Raw genomic sequence first — 18,054 nt, 5'->3', positions numbered from 1 at the left:
TTCAAACCTTCCCTGGGCCGAACAGGTCGACGTTCTTGTTGAAGATGTCAGGCCAAACCTTTGCTTCCTTGGGGAAGCGAACGACCAGATAGCCGAGCGCATCGAGCTGTTGATTGGTATTTGCATCCTGTTGACGCTGTGAATCTGTCTCGTGGTGCGGGCCGTCAATAAAGACGGCAAGCTGCAGGTCGTCGTAAAAGAAGTCAGCGCAACATGAAGCCGCTGCAATTGTGTGCTGCCCACGGTCGGGCTTGCGATACCCGTGTTCCGCCACATAGGCCAACCAAGATTGCTCCAAGGTGCTACCCGCAGTGCGTGCGAGCTCGGCGTCGTGCTGCTCGGGGTCACGGCCCTGCGTGCCTTGCGACGTGCCGGCTTGGGTCAAGCGACACAAGATGTCCAGCAGCAGGCCACCGGCGTCCTTGTCTTTGCGGTCGATGAGCGTGTGGTCCGGCTGGTTGTAGTACGAGAGCAGGCAACGATAGCAACCCGCCTCACAAATCGGCTTGCCATCGCTGTCCAGTTCTTCGACCAGTGTCGCGCGTTGCCAAAGCTCGCCTTGCGCGGGTTGAAGGAAGTGCATCACTTCCAGGGCCTTGGTGGCCACCGCCGCCATGGCGGTGGGCTCCGTTGCGATTCGAGTCAGCACACCTGCGCCGCCTTCAGCTGCCTCAAAAAAGAGAATGGACTGCCGATTGTCGCGAGTAGGCAAGGGCTCGGCCAACAGCTCGCTTTCTTCCAACTGATAAACCGCCTCGATACCCCGTTTAAGCGCGTATTGCAGCGTGGTCAGTGTTTTTGCCGACAACTCTCCCAGGCGGTAGTGCGGACGGACGATGAGGATGTTCCGCCGGTCCTCCACGTAAGGAACGATACGTTGTGGAGGCGTCTTATCCGGCGGCGCATCGGCCTCACTTTCGGACTCACCATTGCCATCATCCACGCCACCAACCCAATGGCCAGTGACGGGGTTCATCATGAAACCCTGGATGGCCTTTTCCTTGCGACGACGCCAACCGAAGTTCATGCGCCAAACGGTGGCTGCTGGGCCGTACTGCATCTCCAGTAATGGGCCCTGGTCGTCCTGGACCAGTGTGGTGACCATCTGCAGCTTACCCTCAGCCTCCGCAAACTGCAGCGTGGTCTGCATCTCATAGCCTTGGCGAACGCGTTCCTCCTCATTGGCTGTGATGCGCTCGGCGCGCTTGGTTGAGACGTTTTCGATGCGATACAGATTCTTCACTTCCTGGGCGCCGGCCAATGACGCACCGCAGGAGATGCAGCGGTCGGCATCGCGCTGAGACCGAAAATGACCGTAGCCGCAAGATGGACATAGTCGGGCCACGTCAGTGGGCAGCCGTGCGCCGCCGCTGACCTGGTCTTCGCCGGTGATGGTCAGCAGCGCCTTGGTCACCCGATACTGACTGCCCTCGTGATAGATGAGACTGTATGGCCCAAACTCGCCGAGCGCCAGGAAGCGTGGGCGAGACAGGAAGCTCTCGCGCCCGATGTGACCACGGCGGGCCGGCAAATAGGCCAGCAGAGGCAGGCGGGGGAAGTTGTAGCCCGGCAGGAAGCCCTGGCTAGCCATGTAGCGGTAGGTATAGAAATCGCTATTGAAAGCACTATCTCCGGCCAGCAGCAGGTCGCGCTGCTTGCGCGCCTCGTTGTGCCGCTGCTGGGCTTCGCGCCGTTCGCGTTCGCTTGCCGCCGGATTGTTTTCAATCTTGAAGTTCAGGTCGATGGCCTGGGCTGTTGCCCGATAGAGGTCGCGCCAGCGTTGAAGCGCCTCATGGAACTCAATGTACGCGCGCTGAAAAACGGTCTCGGCCCACGTCTCACTGAACCATGGCGCCTTTTGTGGCGCCAGTTCGTCCTTCAGCATGCCCAGCACCTTGATGCCGCGCTTGTGAGCGCGCAGCTTTGCCTCAGGCTTATCAAGGTCAGCAGCCACTTCCTCAGAAATTGGCAGCGTCTCCGGCTGGTTCATGTCCAGCAGGTCACGTACGCTATTGCCGAGCTTCTTGCCAGTTTCTGCAAGCCAGATGGCATGCATGTGGCTCTTGATAAGCTCGCGATTGGCGAGGTCAAGCGTAGGCGCGTTGACCTGGCCATGGACCATGCGAACCGGGTCGCGGAAGTAGTACTGGTCGTGTGGGCTCTGCGCTGCGCAGTAGGTAATGACCAGGGCTGGTTGTCCCGCGCGACCCGCACGGCCACTCCGCTGCGCGTAGTTGGCCGGCGTGGGCGGCACGTTGCGCATGTAAACCGTGTTCAGCGAGGAAATGTCGACGCCGAGCTCCATGGTGGGCGAGCAGAACAAGACCGGCAGCCACTCCAGTGCTGTACCGTTCTTGGCTTGCCACTCGGCCTTGTCCTTATCCGTGAAGCGGAAGCGGGCTTCGCGCTCCAGACGGTCTTCCTGTTCAACCTGCGCGGTGTGTTCGCGGGCCTCAAAGTCGAACATCTGATGAACCGGGCTGTCTAGCAGCGCCGCAATGTTCCAATACAGCCCGCGGAAAAAGGGGTTGTCGTCTGCTTGTCGGGCGCTTTGGCCTGACCCCGCCGTCCAAACGAGAGCCGCTCCATTCAACTGCCATCCAGTTTGTCCGACATCGGTCTCTTCTTTGCGTACTAGACCGTAGGCCTCGGCCGCTTTCAATAAAGCAGCGATAACACCTGGATAGGTCTGGTCGTTGATTTGGCTGTAATACGGGTTGGCGCCTCCCCAGGTGCTGCTTTTGCGTAGGTCTCTTCCAAGACGAGAGCGGCTGGAGCCGATGATGAGGAAGTCATCCACATTCTGGCGTCGGCCTCTGCGGTCTGTCTCTTCGCGCGGACGTGCCGTTACGAACCACTTGGCGGGTTGCGGGCGCTCGTCCTCCGTGAAGCCCCAAGGCTCACAAAGATTTGCGTAGCTCTGCGTGCGCAATTGCTCCAGCTCAGTGCGGTCGAGATACCGCGTGGCGATGCATAGCCCCTGCCGCATGAATTCAAATAGAGTACGTAGTACGGCGGCACGCTCTGCGGGACGGGCGGCTTGCAACACCTGTGGGGCATCAGCCCATTCGTCGCTGTCGGCGGCGAGGTCGTCGATGTCCTGGTAGTCGATGCGAATCAGCCCCAATTGCTCGAGATTGGGGTTGTTGAATCGCCAACCGCGGCGAAGGTCGAAGTAGCTGCGGTAGCCCAGGATGCCGCGCATGGCCTCCTGCACTTGGCGTCGCGTATTGCCTTTGACCTCTGGTTGCTGCATGTACTCGGCGCGTACGCCGGGGTCATCACGGTGGAAGCCCAAGGCTTCGAAAACCGCGTTGGCAACCTCTTTCTCGCTCAAAACCTTCAAAGGCGACTTCTGGACCGCAGAGAGCAACGCGGAACGCGTCAGGAGCACTTGCAGGAAGTCATTAAAGTGCCCCGCCTGCAGTGCGGCATCTTGTCGGTTGTCGGAAAAACCTAGGACCTTCTTCGCCTCCGAGTCCAACTGCTGGTCTTGCTCATAGAGGTAGCGAAGCGCTGACAAAGTCAACATCGTAGTGGCTGAACTACGGCCCTCGCCGGACAGAGACGTTAGCCGCAGAACATCCTTGCCGGACGTAGTGTGGGTGGTGCCACAGACCGGACAGAAGCGGAAAGCGCCAGGGATGAACCAAGCACTCAGGCCCAGACCATCGGTAACAACGCCATCAGGGCGTACGGTGATTGCCTGAGGAATGAACTTGCGCTTGTCGGGTTTAACGCGCCACTCGCCATCCGCACGCTCCTCTACCCAACCCTCTGGGTATCGCTCTGGGTCTGATGGGTCCCAGCTCTCCAAACCAGGAAGCAGGAAGCCAAATTTAACCTCTTCATCATCATGCTGCCGCTCCTCAATACCGCGCACGTTGAAGGTACGCCCCTCCGGACTCTCGGTGTCCCATACGGGCATGTACTCCTGGCCGCAGTCACGGCAGAAATGGACGTGGTAGTAGCGACGGATGCGATTGGTGTCCCCCGAGACAAACTGCTGACCTTCGAGGGTGATGGCGCGGTGGCGGGGCGCTTCCAATGTCGCATAGACCTTGCCGCCACCGGCAATGAACTGGTGAAGCTTGAACGCAAAGAGCGACTTGCCTGCGCCGTCCTTGACGGCGTAGGCAAGCAACATGAACGTCTGCAGATAGTCTAGGCAGATTCCGACCGGTTCACTTGATGCCTCATGCAGCAGTTGGGCCGCCTCCGCCAATGTCCGTGGACGTGCGCGCCTTGGCTTGTCATCCTCATAGGTTAGGCCGAGGGTCAGCTCTACCCAGACCGACACCGGATGCGATGCCAGTGAAGCAAAGTCAGTCTGCTCTGGAATACCTGCGCGAATGGCGTTACCCAAGCGAGTCGAGACCGTCGCGATGGTCTCTTCTTCCGGCGTGGTGCGACGAAGCGTCTCCGTGATGATGTTGCGGTCGGGGATTCTCGTGCCGAATAGCCGCGAAGCAACGTCTGCCACGATGGCGTTTCTTGCCATTTGGGTGCCTTCGGTAGCCATCGTAGCGGACGTACCGATGCAGATAAGGTTCTCCGCCAATGCCTCCCGAACACGGCGCACCAGCAAGGCCACGTCCGCACCCTGTCGTCCCCGATAGGTGTGGAGCTCATCCAATACCAGAAAGCGCAAGCCCTTGGCATTGCGCATCACTGCCTTGTCGATGTCGTTCTGCCTGGTCATTAGCAGTTCGAGCATCATGAAGTTCGTTAGCAGGATGTCGGGCGGGTTCGCGGCCATGGCTTGCCGCTCTTCGTCGGACTCTTGGCCGGTGTAGCGCCCGAACGTCACAGTCCGCTCCGCCGCATTCGACCCAAGGAATTTTTTCAACTCCTCCAACTGCGAGTTGGCCAGAGCGTTCATTGGATAAATGACGATAGCTCTGGTCTTGGGCGTCGGGTCAGTGGCCTTGGCTTTGAGGCATGCGTCGACGACGGGAATGAAGTAGCTGAGAGACTTGCCGGAACCTGTACCGGTGGTCAGCACATAGCTTTCGCCGGCGGCAGCCAGGCCAATGGCTTCCGCTTGATGCTTGTGCAGCGGCAAGGAGACCCCTGCCGAGGAAGGCGACTTGCCAAGGCGAAAGATGTCGGCGCACTGGGCGCTAAGTTGACCGGCGGCTACGAACTCCTCGACCGTTCCTCCGGACTTGAAGTTCGGGTTGATTTGGATGAGCGGCTCTGGCCAGTACTTCTGACTGGCGTACTGCTCATCGACATAGTCCCGAATATCGTCCGCTCGGATACGCGTGAAGCTGCGAGTGAACTGTTCGTACTCGGCGACAATGCGCTCGCGAAATTGAAAGACGTCCATCTCCCCCCCGGGTGCCCTGACTGCTTGGTGGCCACTTAGCCAGAACGCAATACCTTGTTCTCCGCAGTGTTACCGAAAGAGCATCTCAACGAAATTTGCAGTCGCTCTCGGCTCCTTCCGCACGGCTAGTCAGGTCAACTCACCCATATCCAACGTAGCGCGGAGGTTAGGGGAGTCGGATTCGCGTTCTTATAAATTTAGCCACCGAAAATGTACCGTAATTGTAACGCCAACAATTGCCAAATTCTCGGCAGGTAGTACACCAGGTGGTGCCCATCAAACGTGAAGATTCAATCCGCGTTGATTACGGGAATTCAGTGTTGGCGCCATGCCGAGATTCCATCGGGTGCGAATCTTGCCCTACATGCCCGGAACGCTACAGTTCTGCGCACGCTCAAAACAAGGCATCTAGGTGAAGTGCCCTGACAACTTGACTTCGGCATACGACGCACACTTCACTTCTTGAATAATTGAAAATTCGTCGGCTCACTGATTTTGTATTTTTCGAATGGCTCAAGGTCAACATCACGAACAAGGGTAGCGTTCAGTGCCAAGCCACGTTCACCCCCCTTAGGAAACGGCGTCAGCCAGGAGATGGACTTTCTGGTTCTGCATTGACCATGTGCCTCGCAACAATCGGCAACAGTCTGCCGCTTGTCGGCAATTTTTGGTGTTAAGAGGAGCAATGTTGCCGGTTGATGCAAGACGCCGTGGAAGATGGAGGAAGATGTGAATACGACGAACAATACCCAAAGGCATCGAACTCCGGCCGAGATTGAAGCGAAGCTAGGGGAGCGCTTGAAGACGCTCCGGATACACCGAAATCTGGACCAAGCAACGCTTTCTGAGAGAGCGGGTATCAGCGTTCGCACCCTGCGGAATCTCGAGAGTGGCAGCGGCTCATCGTTGCGTACACTTATCCTGGTTGTGCGCTCCCTTGGGCGCGAGCAGTGGCTGGAAACGATTGCTCCGGTCCCGACAATCAATCCACTCACGTTGACTCGAACTGCGTCTCCCCGGCAGCGGGCTAGCAAGCCACGACGTAAGAAGCCAGCCTGAATACCTGCCGGGACAGCTGACCTCATCGAGACGAGTATTCGCGATACCTTGACCCGAGCATGACCTGTAAAGGCGTCCGTCGGAGAAACTGGGGCTCAGGGCAACGTCAAGGGCAGTTCCTATCGTTCCGCAAAAGCCGCGGCGGCCTTTGCGACCTGCTCAACCTTCCCGCGCGACAGCGCTTTGAGGGGAGTAATGTTGCCCAGCGACGCCTTGGGTGTCGTGAAGAACTGCCATTTGCTCCATCCGGGCAAGCTGCCTAGCAGCTGCGTCACCTTCGCGAGCGTCTTCCGGTCGACATCGCCCGCCAGATAGAAGGCTGGATAGTACCGAGTCGCGCCGACGTCGACTGTGAAGATACGGCCCGTGGTGACAGCCCTGTTGAGGGCTTGCCGAGTCACCTCCAGGCCTTTCCAGATTGTCGCGGCGGGCAGTAGCTGGCTTGAGTCGACCAGAGCCTGCCGTGCAGGTAAGGCATGGCGCTTGAATTCCACCGGGGCGCTATTTCCAGTTGTTTGCGGGGCAATCAGCTTTCCTCGCCCAGCCCTTTTTGCGTTGCGGTCGGCCGGCGCCTCGCGGCCGAACGTTACCAGTTCGGCAAAGTCAATGACCTGCGAGATGCCAAGTTTGAACAGGCTCCCCAACTGCGCGTCTGACAGCGCGAGCAACGCCTTGGCCTTTTCCGGTCCGAGCATGGATGCAGCTCCAACAGCACTACGCAGCGCATCTTCGGCGTCCGTGCTGAGAGGTACCGCAGGGCCCTCGATAGTAGCGGGGTGGTTCACCATCGGCTCCTTGGCCAACATCCAACTGGTATAGGTCGAGTCCGCAACGAACTCAACCGCATCAACCTTATGTGATTACCCCGTGCATCGTCGTAAGCGGCACAAATTCACCCCTTGCAAGAGATTTCTCTCATTAAGAGGCACATTTACGCCTCCAACGCCGAGACGGTGTGATGGCCGAAAGTAGCCTCGCCGCCGGAATCCTCCGGGCAAAATTTGTACGAGGGGGATGTAACGAGACGAATTAGGTCCATCCGACTCCGCCAATTTTTTCATCTTTCGCCATAATTTCGCATTCGGCTTCCCGGCGAACGAGTTTCAGGTGTTACGACAAATAAAACTTCAAAATATCTCGCCCCATCCTCCGACAATTTCAACTTCCGATGTTGCATTTTTACGCTATACCATTAGTGGGAATTTCTTCCTGCATGGTTGGAAAATATAAGTGATGCGAGAGTCATGCAATCCGCGCCAAATCATATCCAACAAGTTATTTTCAATGCATTAGTTTTGCGAATTCCATTTAGTTAACAATTGGGCTTGTCCGCGTGTAGCGAAAAATCAATTTTTCTCAACACATCACTATATCGATAAATCATTGTTTTTAAACAAAAAACAATCTTGACTCTGGGATTTTGAATAATAAAATTCAATTGTATTTTTATAAAATTATTTAGATGGATTTTCTGGGGCTATGGCGGCATAAGGTTCCATGAAAGCCATCGGGATTGGTTGCAAAGACCTTGCGAACGCATAGGCAAGCCTCCAGATGGAAAGCACAATCACTCCGGTCAATAATCACAAGCTCGCTCACAATACGAGCACGACCAATGCGCATATCAAGAGCACGCTCGCCGCGGAACTGCTTGAGGTGCGTTTCCTACTGTCGGATTCGCTGACATTGCGCTGCGAAATATATTTGAACACTGACACTTGGTCGCTTCTGGAGAAAAACCCTCAATTTCGAGATTTCGTGCTGAGGGTAATCGAGAGAATTGCCTCTGGGTGTAGCCAAAAATCGGGAGCCCATCATGCAAAATCGGAAGGCATCTAACGCTACAAGTCCTGTCGTCCTGTATGCGCGGGTTTCCACCGAGCGACAAGCGATAAAGGACCTCTCTATACCAGACCAGCTCAAGCGGATGCGTGCGTATTGTGAGGCTCGCGAATTCATTGTTTCAGACGAGTACATTGATGAAGGTCGAACTGCGACAGACGACAATCGCCCGGCATTCCAGGAGATGATTCATAATGTAATGAATAGCAAGGAAAAGATTCATGCAATAGTCGTGCATTCATTCTCGAGGGCATTCAGAAATGTAACTGACCTAGCACTTTATTTGCGAAGTCTGAGTCAGGTGGGAACCAGGCTCATTTCTGTCACTCAAGATGTTGACGATAGTCCAATTGGCCGTTTTGTCACCCTGTTCTACGGTTTGGTTGACGAAATGAATTCGGCCGAGAACTCGAAACATGTGAAACGCGCTCTCAGGGAAAATGCGCTGCGGGGATTTTTCAATGGCAGCCGGCCACCATACGGCTACAAAACTGCGGAGACCAAAGTCATTGGACGCACAGGCTATCGGAAAATCCTGGTTCTAGACGAGGACGAAACAGCGATAGTGCGCGAGATTTTTGACCTCTACGAAGGTGTCCGTGGACCCGCTGCAATGGGCATGAAGAAGATTGCTGAGTGCCTGAACGCGAAGTGTCTGTGCCGCGGCCAGCTTTGGAGGGTCCAAAAGATTCAGAAAGTACTAAGCGACCCGGTTTATACGGGCGTTTTCGAATTCGGTGCGCGATGGAAGCTTCACAATCGGGACACTACGCCACGGGACAGCGACGGAATAGCCTTAGACCAAGACGACGACTCGGTTGTATCAGTTCCGGTGCCCGTTATCATTGAAAAGGAGCGATTCCAGCGAGTGGAAGGAACGCGAGCAGCTCGAGCTCCACGAAATACCCCTCCATTGCACGTGACACCCAGAACATTGCTCACAGGTCTCTGCCATTGTGGGTACTGCCAATCTTCGATGCAAATTGTTACGGGAAAGAGCGGCCACTATCGCTACCTAAAGTGCAGTAGGCGTCATATGATTTCTGGCTCAATTTGTAGCAGCCCGAATGTTCCCTATGACCGCTTTGAGAAGATGATTCTCAGAACTGTTGTGGAGCACGTTCTGACCGAGTGTAGGCTAAAGACAATTCTCGATGACTGCTGTACCCACGCGGACCGCCTTGCGAACGACCAGGGTACAGAGCACCGCCAGATTGCCGACGCGAAAGCGAAAGTCGAGCGAAAACTCACCAACCTCTATAGGCTCATCGAGGATGAGAAGGTGAGAATCGATGGTAGTCTGGGCGGGCGCATCCAGTCTTGGCAGGACGAGTTGAAGGGGTTAACTGTAAAGCTGAACAGCCTCAAGGTCCCCGTTGCTCTGCCTGCGAACATCGCTAACAACATCGACGTCCGCACATTCCGCGCCGCGGCAATAGCTCTACTGGAGAGCCCTGGCAGCGAAGACGCGAGAGCCTTTATGCACTTGGTGGTGGGGGAGATTCGAGTCTACGCGGACGAAGTCAGCGTATCTGGGCCAAACCTCGGGGTTTTGGAGGCCGCTCTAGCACACACAAGGGCTGCCATACCTACGGTGCCCTCGTTTATGAGCAATTGGCGGAGAGAGGGGGATTCGAACCCCCGATAGGCTATTAACTTACAAAGCCAACGCACAATTGCTTAGTAATCTCATATAGTTACGCCAATTCCCCGGTGTCACAGAATTTCCTTACCCGTTTCCGTAAGTGCTTGATTCGACTCGCTTCGTTCAATCTGAGTGACACACGTTTTTCAGCGAGCGCCCGTCTCAGCTCGCACAAGGGTGGTAGCTACACGTCCGAGAGTCGCGAGAGTACTCGACACGGAGAGCCAATTCTCTCAGCCACGGCAGTGAGCATTTCTTGCAAAGCCCTGTCCGAAGTAACGATCACATCGCAGTGCGCAATGGCCAGAACGCCGAATTGGATGTCCACGCCATCTGATCGTCTCAGCCTGCGCTGGCCGGCTATTCGGTGCCGATAGATTTGCTCTTCTGCGTGTAGTGTTGTGCAATGCTCATACACGTCGTCCATCCGTTCGAGTAGGAAGTCGACCAGCGCTTCCCGTCGCGGTAGATCGATCCAGCTCCCGTCGACCTGATGCCGCTCAGGAAGCAATTCCAGCAGCCACTGTCTGTCAATCAACTGCTCGTCTCGTTCTACTACGCCTTCTGCATAAGCGCGGCGACCATCGGCCGCGGCCGCCGGTCCCTCATCAAGCGCAGCGTCTAGTTCTAGACGCAGATCCGAGCGAATGAACATCTCCACGCCGTCGCGGAAGCTTTCGCCCACGAAGGGTGTCGCCGGACGGCCAGCGCTAGTGAAAGTCGCCCACATCTGGGCAGGCGTATCGCAGAACGGCCGTACCTCCTCGAGGCGGTACGGCTCATCGGCGTGCCTGCCAGCGGCATACCGAACGATCTCTTGCACCTGAACGAGGCGCGGGTTTACACAATAAAGCGGCCCCACGGTCGAAATGAATTCGATGCAGCCGTCCCTGGTGCCTTCTTCTGCTGCCCGCGCCGTCTCGTACATATTCCAAACGGATACCGCAAAGCGGTGATCCCCGGCCCTGACGATCTCCGCAGCGCGTGCGCGCTCGACACCAGCGTCGGCACTGCGGGTACTCCCCGCAACGTCGGAGACGAAGTTCTGATCCAAATAAACGGTGCCCATCGTGTGCTCGGTGAGGATATGCGTTAAGTGTTGACCAAGGTCAGACGGTTACCGCTGGGGCGCACTTGGGCGTCCCGTCAGAAGTATGGCATCCGCAAAAATGCGGCAGGTGTCGGGAAAAAGGTAACCGAGGTAACCGGCCCTCTGAAATGGGCGTCAAACCCTTGCCTGTAAAAGCTCACAGAGATTTAGGTAAAAGGTAACTTTAGGGTAACCAAAAGGTAACCGGTTACCTTTTACCAAGGTAACTTCTCAATTACTCCACTCTCTTTAAAATCAAAGACTTGGAACACGGTTACCTTTTGGTTACCCTCAGTTACCTTTGAAAGGTAACCGGCAGTTCCCTTTATCCATGCGGGTTTCCGGTCGATTTTTGGGGGCGGTTACCTCGGTTACCTTTTTCCCGACACCCACCGCAAAATGCCTCAGTTCGCTCGGCTTCGGACGCGGGTTCGATCCCCGCCGGCTCCACCAATATTCAGACCGTCAACGACAACGAAAGACAGTCGAAAACCTAGTAAAGACGGGCCTTCTGGCCCGTTTTACATTTCTGCGTCGTTGTCGCTGGTTGTCGTTGACTGTCGGACAAATGGCACGTAAACAGCACGCAGAATCCGCTTCGCGACGAGATCGACGCCTTCGCTTATTCTGTCTCGCGACAAATCGATAAATAGGACGCGCCGATGCCCTCCAAGAACAACAAAATCGAAAGCCCCCCGGATTGGGGAAGCGACGAACTATCGTCGATCAGCCAGCTATTGATCGGGAATGAATGGGCAACATTTGTTCACTCGGCAGATTGGCACAAGGGGCTTTCGGATATCTTCGAAACGCTCACCAAGTGCAACGCGGAGTTGATCTACGGCGTGCTAAAACGTCCAGATCAAATCGCTCGCTTGTTGGCAATCACCGCAACAAACCATTGGTTGGCCGCAGCTCGCACAGCCGAGGCCGGGCACTGTCTCCCGACATATGCTACCGGGCGGGCCGCAACAGAAATGGCGCTGTATGCGTGGTATATGACGTACGACCAAACCGCTGCCGCGCGTTGGGCCACGAAACCGGGCGCGGCAGACCGCGATGCCGTCAGAGCATGGTCGAAAGAATTCTCCGTGGCACCGATCACCAGAGAACTCGCAAAATGCAGCAACGACGGGGCCAAGTGGGCAAAAGACCTCCACCAGACTGCAATTGATTTCGGGGCTCATCCAAATTCCGTTGCTCTCTTTTCAAATCTAAGTCACAAACCTATCGGCAACGGCAAATCTCTGTTGAACCTCACGTACGTACACGCGGACGGCGATCTTTTTCTGGCCTCACTCAAGTACGCTTTCGAAGTCGGATTATTCGTGATGTCAATAATCAGGCTCGCCTTTCCCGAAATACGTCAGACGACCGATTTATCGTCCTGCCTCGACCGCCTCACGGCAGAACTCACTGATCTCGTGGCCGCGCATCGCAGCGAACGGGGCGCTTCCAAGGGTGCATGAGCTTAGCGCATGAAAGTGCACACTTTCTATGCACCCGAAAATACGCCTTCCCGCCAATGCTGACGGGCCTCGGCGTTCAGCGCCAAAGTGCATAAAAAACGTTGTATCAAGCGGGCAGGCGTGGCGGGGTCATGACCGCGCGCGCCGGCCTTTGATGGCGGGGGTGCCAGCCGTGGGAGGAAACGTCGCAGGCAACGCCCTTGCCCGCCCGCGCAACGAGCCGACGTCGACCGTCTAACCCCCAGCCTACCGCGCGACGCCAGCCCGTTATAGGGCCTTTGGTGCGGTCTCGTCTTTGAGTCAAAATACTGTGCATAAACACAGCATTTAATCATGGTACGCCGACCGACTCCCCCACCGAAGCGAAGGGCATTGACCACGCTCGAGCTGCGCGCGATATGGAAGCGCGCGCCGTCGCCCGAGGTTCGAGAGTTGCTATGGGAGATTCACCGGTTGCACGGCGTGCTGGTGGGATGTCGCGGCGAGATGGAGATCGTCAGGACCGCGTGGCGCGAGGAGGTAGGGGGCTGGCTGTTCGGTATTGAGGCGATGCGCTCACGGCTGTTGAGTGAGCCGTGCGTGGCGAAAGCTGGGTATGACCACAAGCGCCATGCGATAGCCCAACCAGAACCGGGGACTGCGCGCCAGGGTGCGCCAGCCTCCGGTCCTGAGAAGGAATAGCCTGGCGAGTTAGGTCGCTTGCTCGCCGTCCGTCAGCGCGTAGGGCTGGAACCGCATCACCTCTTCGCCGAGCCAATCGTTGACGGCCTTCATGTCGTCCTGGAGCGGAATGATTTCGTTCACGCCGAACACCTTCGCCGCCTTCTCCACGTCGCCAAAGCCCGATGTGTTATTCGGGATCACGCTCATGAGTTGCGGCGGCACACGGTGCGCGGCCAGCAAGTCGTCGCGCGTCACGTTCTTGATGTTGAAGAATTCGTCTTTCGCCGCTACCTCCGAGACCGGGATGATCTGCATGCCGTCCATTTTTCCATTGGGCGCGTACATGAACAGGTTGCGGAAGTTACCCGGCCCCTTCGAATCCTTCAGCGCCGTGCGCAGCGCGTCGACGTCGGCCTGGCTCTGCGCGGCGTCAGTCATGTACAAGATGAAGCCGGCGTGACTGCCGTTCTTGTAGTAGCGCCGACGAAACAGCGTCGCGGACTCGTTCAGCCAGGCAGCGTTAAGGGCGGGAAGGTACTCCGGCAGGCCGTACACCTCCTGCTCGATATCCGCCCCCATAAGGTGAAAGACGTCGCCCTTTTCGAGCTGCGACTCCTGCCCCACTTCGGGCACCCACCAATACGATTGAAGGTCGAGACTTCGGCGGGTGTACTTCGTGAGCAACGCCTTGAGCGCCAGCGGCCCGCCGAGTCGGTTCTTTCTCAGCTCGAGGTAGGCATTGCCGAACACCAGGTAATTGAGGGCGAATGCCTTGAACTCGGCCCGCGACAGGAGCTTGTGCGGAATGAACGTCGAAGCCAGGATATTGCGCTTCACGTAAATGGCTGAGCTGTGGTGCGGCGCGGCCCGAAACGAGCGCGCCAGCCCTTCCCACGATATCGGGGGTTCGTACCACTTCGACATCCGCATGCACTCGAGATATGACAGGATCTCCCGCCTATCGAGAACGGCGACAGGATCACCGAAGGTGAATGCCTCGACGCCAGGCATCGGTGCCGGCGCAAGCGTCGGTTTGGCTTCGGGCATCTCTGCCACATGTGCGCCGAATCGTGTGTTTCGTTTCTTGCTCACTAGTAAATCTCCATGAAGCTTTGGCCCGCACCTGTGCTGCCATCGATGCCTTCGTTCGACATTGCGTGCATCGTTGCCCAGGCAATGTCGCCGTGACTGGCTTCTTCTGACCGGTCCGCCTTAAAAGTGATTTGCCCGCCGCCGGCGGTCATCGTCTTGCGAATCGTCATAAACGACTGCGTGATATCGGTGTGGCCTGCGTCGTATTCGAGCCGGCCTTTGCTCATCACGTCATGCGCCTTGAGTACCAACTGCGTTTTGACGTGAGGCGAATAGGTGAAGCCGACCACGCCCGGGAAGAATTTCTGTACGAGCTGGAAGACGGCGTCGCCTATGCCCGTGCGGTCGATGCCGATGAACGTCACGGTGTAACGCTCGGTCGCCTTCTTGATCGCCGCCGCCTGCGCCTCGTAATCGAGACCACGGAACGGGATGCGATCAAGAATGCGGAACTTGCCACCCGGCACGGCTGGCGGGGCCAGCACCACAAGCGCTGCTGAGTCGCCCATGCCGCTCGCCCCGTTCGGGTCATAGCCGAGCCATACCGGGCGATAGCCGAATGGTCGGGCGGCGAACGGCATGAAGTCTTCCCACACCTCCCAGCTGTCGACCATGCAGCCTTGCAGGAGACCGAACTTGAACACGGCCAGCATGTCGTCAATGAACTGGCAGAGCAGCAGGTTCGCGAAGTCTTCCGGGCCGTACTCGAGCCGCAATTGCTCCAGGTCGAACAGGTTGCAGCCGCCCGCGAGCGCATCCTCTACTGTGACGATCTGACGCCACTGCCCGTCGGGTGCCAACACTCCGCGCGCCAACGCCTTGTGCGACAGATCCAACTGAATGCGCAGGTCTTTCGGGCGTCCCTTGTTGAAAAGAGCGCCGCTCCAGAAACCGTACGCCTCGTGCGCAAGCGTCGACGGCGTGGAGAAATAGGTTTGTCGCCAGTGCTTATGGATCGACATACCCGAAGCTACTTTTCGCAGCTCGCGAAACCTCGACGTCCAGAAGTACTCATCGAAGTACAGGTTGCCGTGGTAGCTCTGCGCCGTGCGGGCGTTCGTGCCGAGGAAGTACAGATTCGCGCCGCTGGTCGGCAGCAGCATTGGCGAACCGCGCAGCTCGACGTCAGCCGCATCCTTCGCGAACTGCGCGATGTACTGCTGGAAGACGTGGGCCTGCGCCTTGCTGGCCGAAAGAAAAATCTGATTTCGCCCGGTGTCGAGCGCGTCCATGAGCGCTTCGCGAGCGAAGTACCAGGTGGCACCAATCTGGCGGCTCTTCAGTATGTTTCGAATGCGGTGCTTCTGTCCCGACTCATACCAGACGCGCTGGTAATCGAAGATCGAATCCATGAACGCGTCACGCAGTTGGCCGAGCTGCTTGTCGCTGATGCAGTTCTTCTCGGGCTTCTTGCGCGGACCGCTGTTGCGGCTCGCGATCTTCGGGTTCAGATCGACTTCGTTGCCCGTCTGCTGGTACTTGTGTACCCGCTGCATGCGCTCTATCTGTCGGCCAAGCAGATCGATTTCTTTAAAGTCCTTCCCCTCTTTGTCTTCCTTGCGCACGAGCTGGATCATTCGCGCCTCGAGCGATAGCTCGACGCGGTCGACTGGCGCGACCTCCTTCCACTTGTACCGTCGGCTCCAGCTGTGCACCGTCGACGGCTTCACGCCGATCTTTTCCGCGATACGCGCAACGCGCCACCCTGCGAAATACAGGTTGCGAGCCTCGATGTGAGGAGCGGTGTCGGTGGCGAGCTGTTGCGTCATGCCGACAAGGTTGCCCACGCGCGCGCGGACGGTCGACGCGCCCGTGTTGTAAGGGCGGGTGACACAACACCATTGCGTTGCTCCGCGCGCGGTCGACGCCGAATATGGGCCATGTTGAATGCTCACCCGAGGAAAACCCAACATGTCCAAGAAGTCGAAGTTCTTCGTCGTAGCCACCGAGGGCGACACGACCGACGGTCGCAAGATCGATGCCGCTCAAATCACGCAGATGGCCGGCAACTATGACCCGGTCAACAAGTACGGCGCTCGCGTGAATATGGAACACATCAAGGGGCTTTACCCCGACAGTCCGTTCCGGGCGTACGGCGACGTGGTCGCACTCAAAACTCAGAAGAACGCAGAGGGCAAGTTGCAGTTGCTCGCGCAGATCGATCCGACCGACGACCTGGTCAAGATGACGAATCAGGATCGCCAGAAGGTCTACACGTCCATCGAGATCGCACCGAACTTCGCGAACTCCGGCGAAGCGTATCTGTATGCGCTCGCCGTTACCGACAATCCGGCCAGCCTGGGCACGGAGATGCTGAAGTTCAGCTCCAGCGCAACTAATAGCCCGCTGGCCGCTCGCAAACAAGCGCCGGAGAACCTGTTTACGGCCGCGTTGCCGTTCACGCTCGAACTCGAAGGCGACGACGAAGCCGGCGACACCGGCGAAGTGACCATGACGGTCAAGGGTTCCAACTCGTCGCTCATTGAGCGCTTCACCACCGCACTGTTCGGTCAGAAGCCCACGCCCACCACAGCGGCGGCGAAGACTTCCGACGCGGCAACGCAACTGCATGCGTTCACGGCCGAAGCGGTAGCGAAGGCCGGCGCAGAAGCTGTCGCGAAGGCGATGGAGCAATTCAGCGGAAACCTCACGGCTGCTATGAAGCCCGTCGCTGACGCGCTGGACAAGCTGCGCATCGACCATGACGCCCTGGTTCAGAAGCTCTCCGATACGGATAACAGCGCCCAGCGCGTTGCCGCTACGGGTGGCTCCCAGTCCGTCGAAATGACCGACTGCTGATCACGGCCATCACCACCAACACACGAAACCCACCATACCGGAGAAGCACCCATGCGTAAGGAAACCCGCGTCGCCTTTAATGGCTATCTGCGCCAGCTCGAAAAGCTGAACGGCGTTGATTGCGTGACCGAGAAATACTCGGTAGCACCGTCCGTTCAACAAACGCTCGAAACCAAGATGCAGGAATCGACCGAGTTCCTCAAGCGCATCAACGTTGTCGGCGTGCCCGAGCAGCAGGGCGAGAAGCTCGGCCTCGGCGTTGGCTCGCCGCTCGCTAGCACGACCAACACCGACGTCAAGGATCGCGAGACTATCGACCCGACGGACCTCGATCCGAACGGATATTTCTGCACGCAGACAAATTTCGATTCGCACCTGAAGTACTCGAAGCTCGACGCCTGGGCCAAGTTCCCGGACTTCCAGACGCGTGTGCGTGACGCCCTGATGGTGCGACAGGCACTCGACCGCATGATGATCGGCTTCAACGGTGTGTCGCGTGCCGCCACGTCGGACCGCGTTGCGAACCCGCTCCTTCAAGACGTCAACAAGGGCTGGTTGCAAAAGTACCGCGAGCAAGCCGCCGCACGTGTTATGGATCACGGCAAGACGGCGGGCAAAGTGGTTATTGGTGCCGGTGGCGACTACGCAAATCTGGACGCGGCCGTGTTCGACGCCATGTCGAGCCTGCTGGACCCGTGGCACCAGGAAGACACCGATCTCGTCGTGTTGTGCGGTCGCGCGCTCGCCCACGAGAAGTACTTCCCGATGGTCAATCGTCAGCAACCGCCCACCGAGCAGCTCGCGGGCCAAATCATCATGAGCCAGAAGGCGATGGGTGGCCGGCCGGCGGTAATGGTCCCGTTCTTCCCCGCTCATGCCTTCATGATTACGCGCTTCGACAACCTGTCAATCTACTTCCAGGACGGCGGACGTCGCCGCTCCGTTATCGACAACCCGAAGCGCGACCGTATCGAGAACTTCGAGTCGAGCAACGACGCGTTCGTGGTCGAAGACTACGGTCTTGGTTGCGTGGTCGAAAACATCGAGTTCGCACCGGAGTAAG

General features: G+C 57.5%; 10 protein-coding genes. 5 read left to right on the top strand and 5 right to left on the bottom strand.

Annotation, left to right across the window (positions count from 1 at the left end; genetic code table 11):
- Position 1: 1 nt before the first annotated feature.
- Complete coding sequence (locus PAN31117_RS20495) at positions 2-5,332, bottom strand: DEAD/DEAH box helicase (protein ID WP_150739811.1); 5,331 nt, start codon at positions 5,330-5,332, stop codon at positions 2-4.
- A 717-nt stretch (positions 5,333-6,049) separates the two neighbouring features.
- On the opposite strand from PAN31117_RS20495, the gene PAN31117_RS20490 reads away from it, so the two are divergent.
- Positions 6,050-6,391, top strand: a complete 342-nt coding sequence (locus PAN31117_RS20490) for a helix-turn-helix domain-containing protein (RefSeq protein ID WP_217429672.1) — start codon at positions 6,050-6,052, stop codon at positions 6,389-6,391.
- A gap of 119 nt (positions 6,392-6,510) precedes the next feature.
- Here the strand turns inward: PAN31117_RS20490 and PAN31117_RS20485 are convergent, their stop codons facing one another.
- The gene (locus tag PAN31117_RS20485) at positions 6,511-7,086 is read right to left on the bottom strand and encodes a hypothetical protein (RefSeq protein WP_246189189.1); all 576 of its coding nucleotides are present in this window, start codon (positions 7,084-7,086) and stop codon (positions 6,511-6,513) included.
- A gap of 1,121 nt (positions 7,087-8,207) precedes the next feature.
- On the opposite strand from PAN31117_RS20485, the gene PAN31117_RS20480 reads away from it, so the two are divergent.
- Complete coding sequence (locus tag PAN31117_RS20480) at positions 8,208-9,881, top strand: recombinase family protein (protein ID WP_150739809.1); 1,674 nt, start codon at positions 8,208-8,210, stop codon at positions 9,879-9,881.
- 181 nt (positions 9,882-10,062) lie between these two features.
- Here the strand turns inward: PAN31117_RS20480 and PAN31117_RS20475 are convergent, their stop codons facing one another.
- Positions 10,063-10,947, bottom strand: coding sequence for a hypothetical protein (locus tag PAN31117_RS20475; RefSeq protein WP_150739808.1), 885 nt, complete (start codon positions 10,945-10,947; stop codon positions 10,063-10,065).
- Between the two features lie 683 nt (positions 10,948-11,630).
- On the opposite strand from PAN31117_RS20475, the gene PAN31117_RS20470 reads away from it, so the two are divergent.
- Positions 11,631-12,437: a hypothetical protein gene (locus tag PAN31117_RS20470; protein WP_150739807.1), complete on the top strand. Its 807-nt coding sequence runs from the start codon at positions 11,631-11,633 to the stop codon at positions 12,435-12,437.
- A 690-nt stretch (positions 12,438-13,127) separates the two neighbouring features.
- Here the strand turns inward: PAN31117_RS20470 and PAN31117_RS20465 are convergent.
- Complete coding sequence (locus PAN31117_RS20465) at positions 13,128-14,192, bottom strand: phage portal protein (protein WP_370855779.1); 1,065 nt, start codon at positions 14,190-14,192, stop codon at positions 13,128-13,130.
- Complete coding sequence (locus tag PAN31117_RS20460; RefSeq protein WP_150739806.1) at positions 14,192-15,961, bottom strand: terminase ATPase subunit family protein; 1,770 nt, start codon at positions 15,959-15,961, stop codon at positions 14,192-14,194. Before PAN31117_RS20460 ends, PAN31117_RS20465 begins: the two co-directional genes overlap by 1 nt.
- Before the next feature lie 142 nt (positions 15,962-16,103).
- On the opposite strand from PAN31117_RS20460, the gene PAN31117_RS20455 reads away from it, so the two are divergent.
- Positions 16,104-16,991, top strand: coding sequence for a GPO family capsid scaffolding protein (locus PAN31117_RS20455; protein WP_150739805.1), 888 nt, complete (start codon positions 16,104-16,106; stop codon positions 16,989-16,991).
- Positions 16,992-17,042: 51 nt separating this feature from the next.
- Positions 17,043-18,053: a phage major capsid protein, P2 family gene (locus PAN31117_RS20450; protein ID WP_150739804.1), complete on the top strand. Its 1,011-nt coding sequence runs from the start codon at positions 17,043-17,045 to the stop codon at positions 18,051-18,053.
- Position 18,054: the final 1 nt, after the last annotated feature.

The sequence above is a fragment of the Pandoraea anapnoica genome, from assembly GCF_902459765.1.
In the GTDB taxonomy this organism is placed as follows: Bacteria; Pseudomonadota; Gammaproteobacteria; order Burkholderiales; family Burkholderiaceae; genus Pandoraea; species Pandoraea anapnoica.
Note: the sequence above shows the minus strand (reverse complement) of the source record. Positions and strands in the feature narration are given on the sequence as shown.

What these genes read in the sequence shown, in the direction of transcription:
- PAN31117_RS20495 (WP_150739811.1), bottom strand. Translation starts at nt 5,332, where the DNA reads ATGGACGTCTTTCAATTTCGCGAGCGCATTGTCGCCGAGTACGAACAG.
- PAN31117_RS20490 (WP_217429672.1), top strand. Translation starts at nt 6,050, where the DNA reads ATGGAGGAAGATGTGAATACGACGAACAATACCCAAAGGCATCGAACT.
- PAN31117_RS20485 (WP_246189189.1), bottom strand. Translation starts at nt 7,086, where the DNA reads ATGCTCGGACCGGAAAAGGCCAAGGCGTTGCTCGCGCTGTCAGACGCG.
- PAN31117_RS20480 (WP_150739809.1), top strand. Translation starts at nt 8,208, where the DNA reads ATGCAAAATCGGAAGGCATCTAACGCTACAAGTCCTGTCGTCCTGTAT.
- PAN31117_RS20475 (WP_150739808.1), bottom strand. Translation starts at nt 10,947, where the DNA reads ATGGGCACCGTTTATTTGGATCAGAACTTCGTCTCCGACGTTGCGGGG.
- PAN31117_RS20470 (WP_150739807.1), top strand. Translation starts at nt 11,631, where the DNA reads ATGCCCTCCAAGAACAACAAAATCGAAAGCCCCCCGGATTGGGGAAGC.
- PAN31117_RS20460 (WP_150739806.1), bottom strand. Translation starts at nt 15,961, where the DNA reads ATGACGCAACAGCTCGCCACCGACACCGCTCCTCACATCGAGGCTCGC.
- PAN31117_RS20455 (WP_150739805.1), top strand. Translation starts at nt 16,104, where the DNA reads ATGTCCAAGAAGTCGAAGTTCTTCGTCGTAGCCACCGAGGGCGACACG.
- PAN31117_RS20450 (WP_150739804.1), top strand. Translation starts at nt 17,043, where the DNA reads ATGCGTAAGGAAACCCGCGTCGCCTTTAATGGCTATCTGCGCCAGCTC.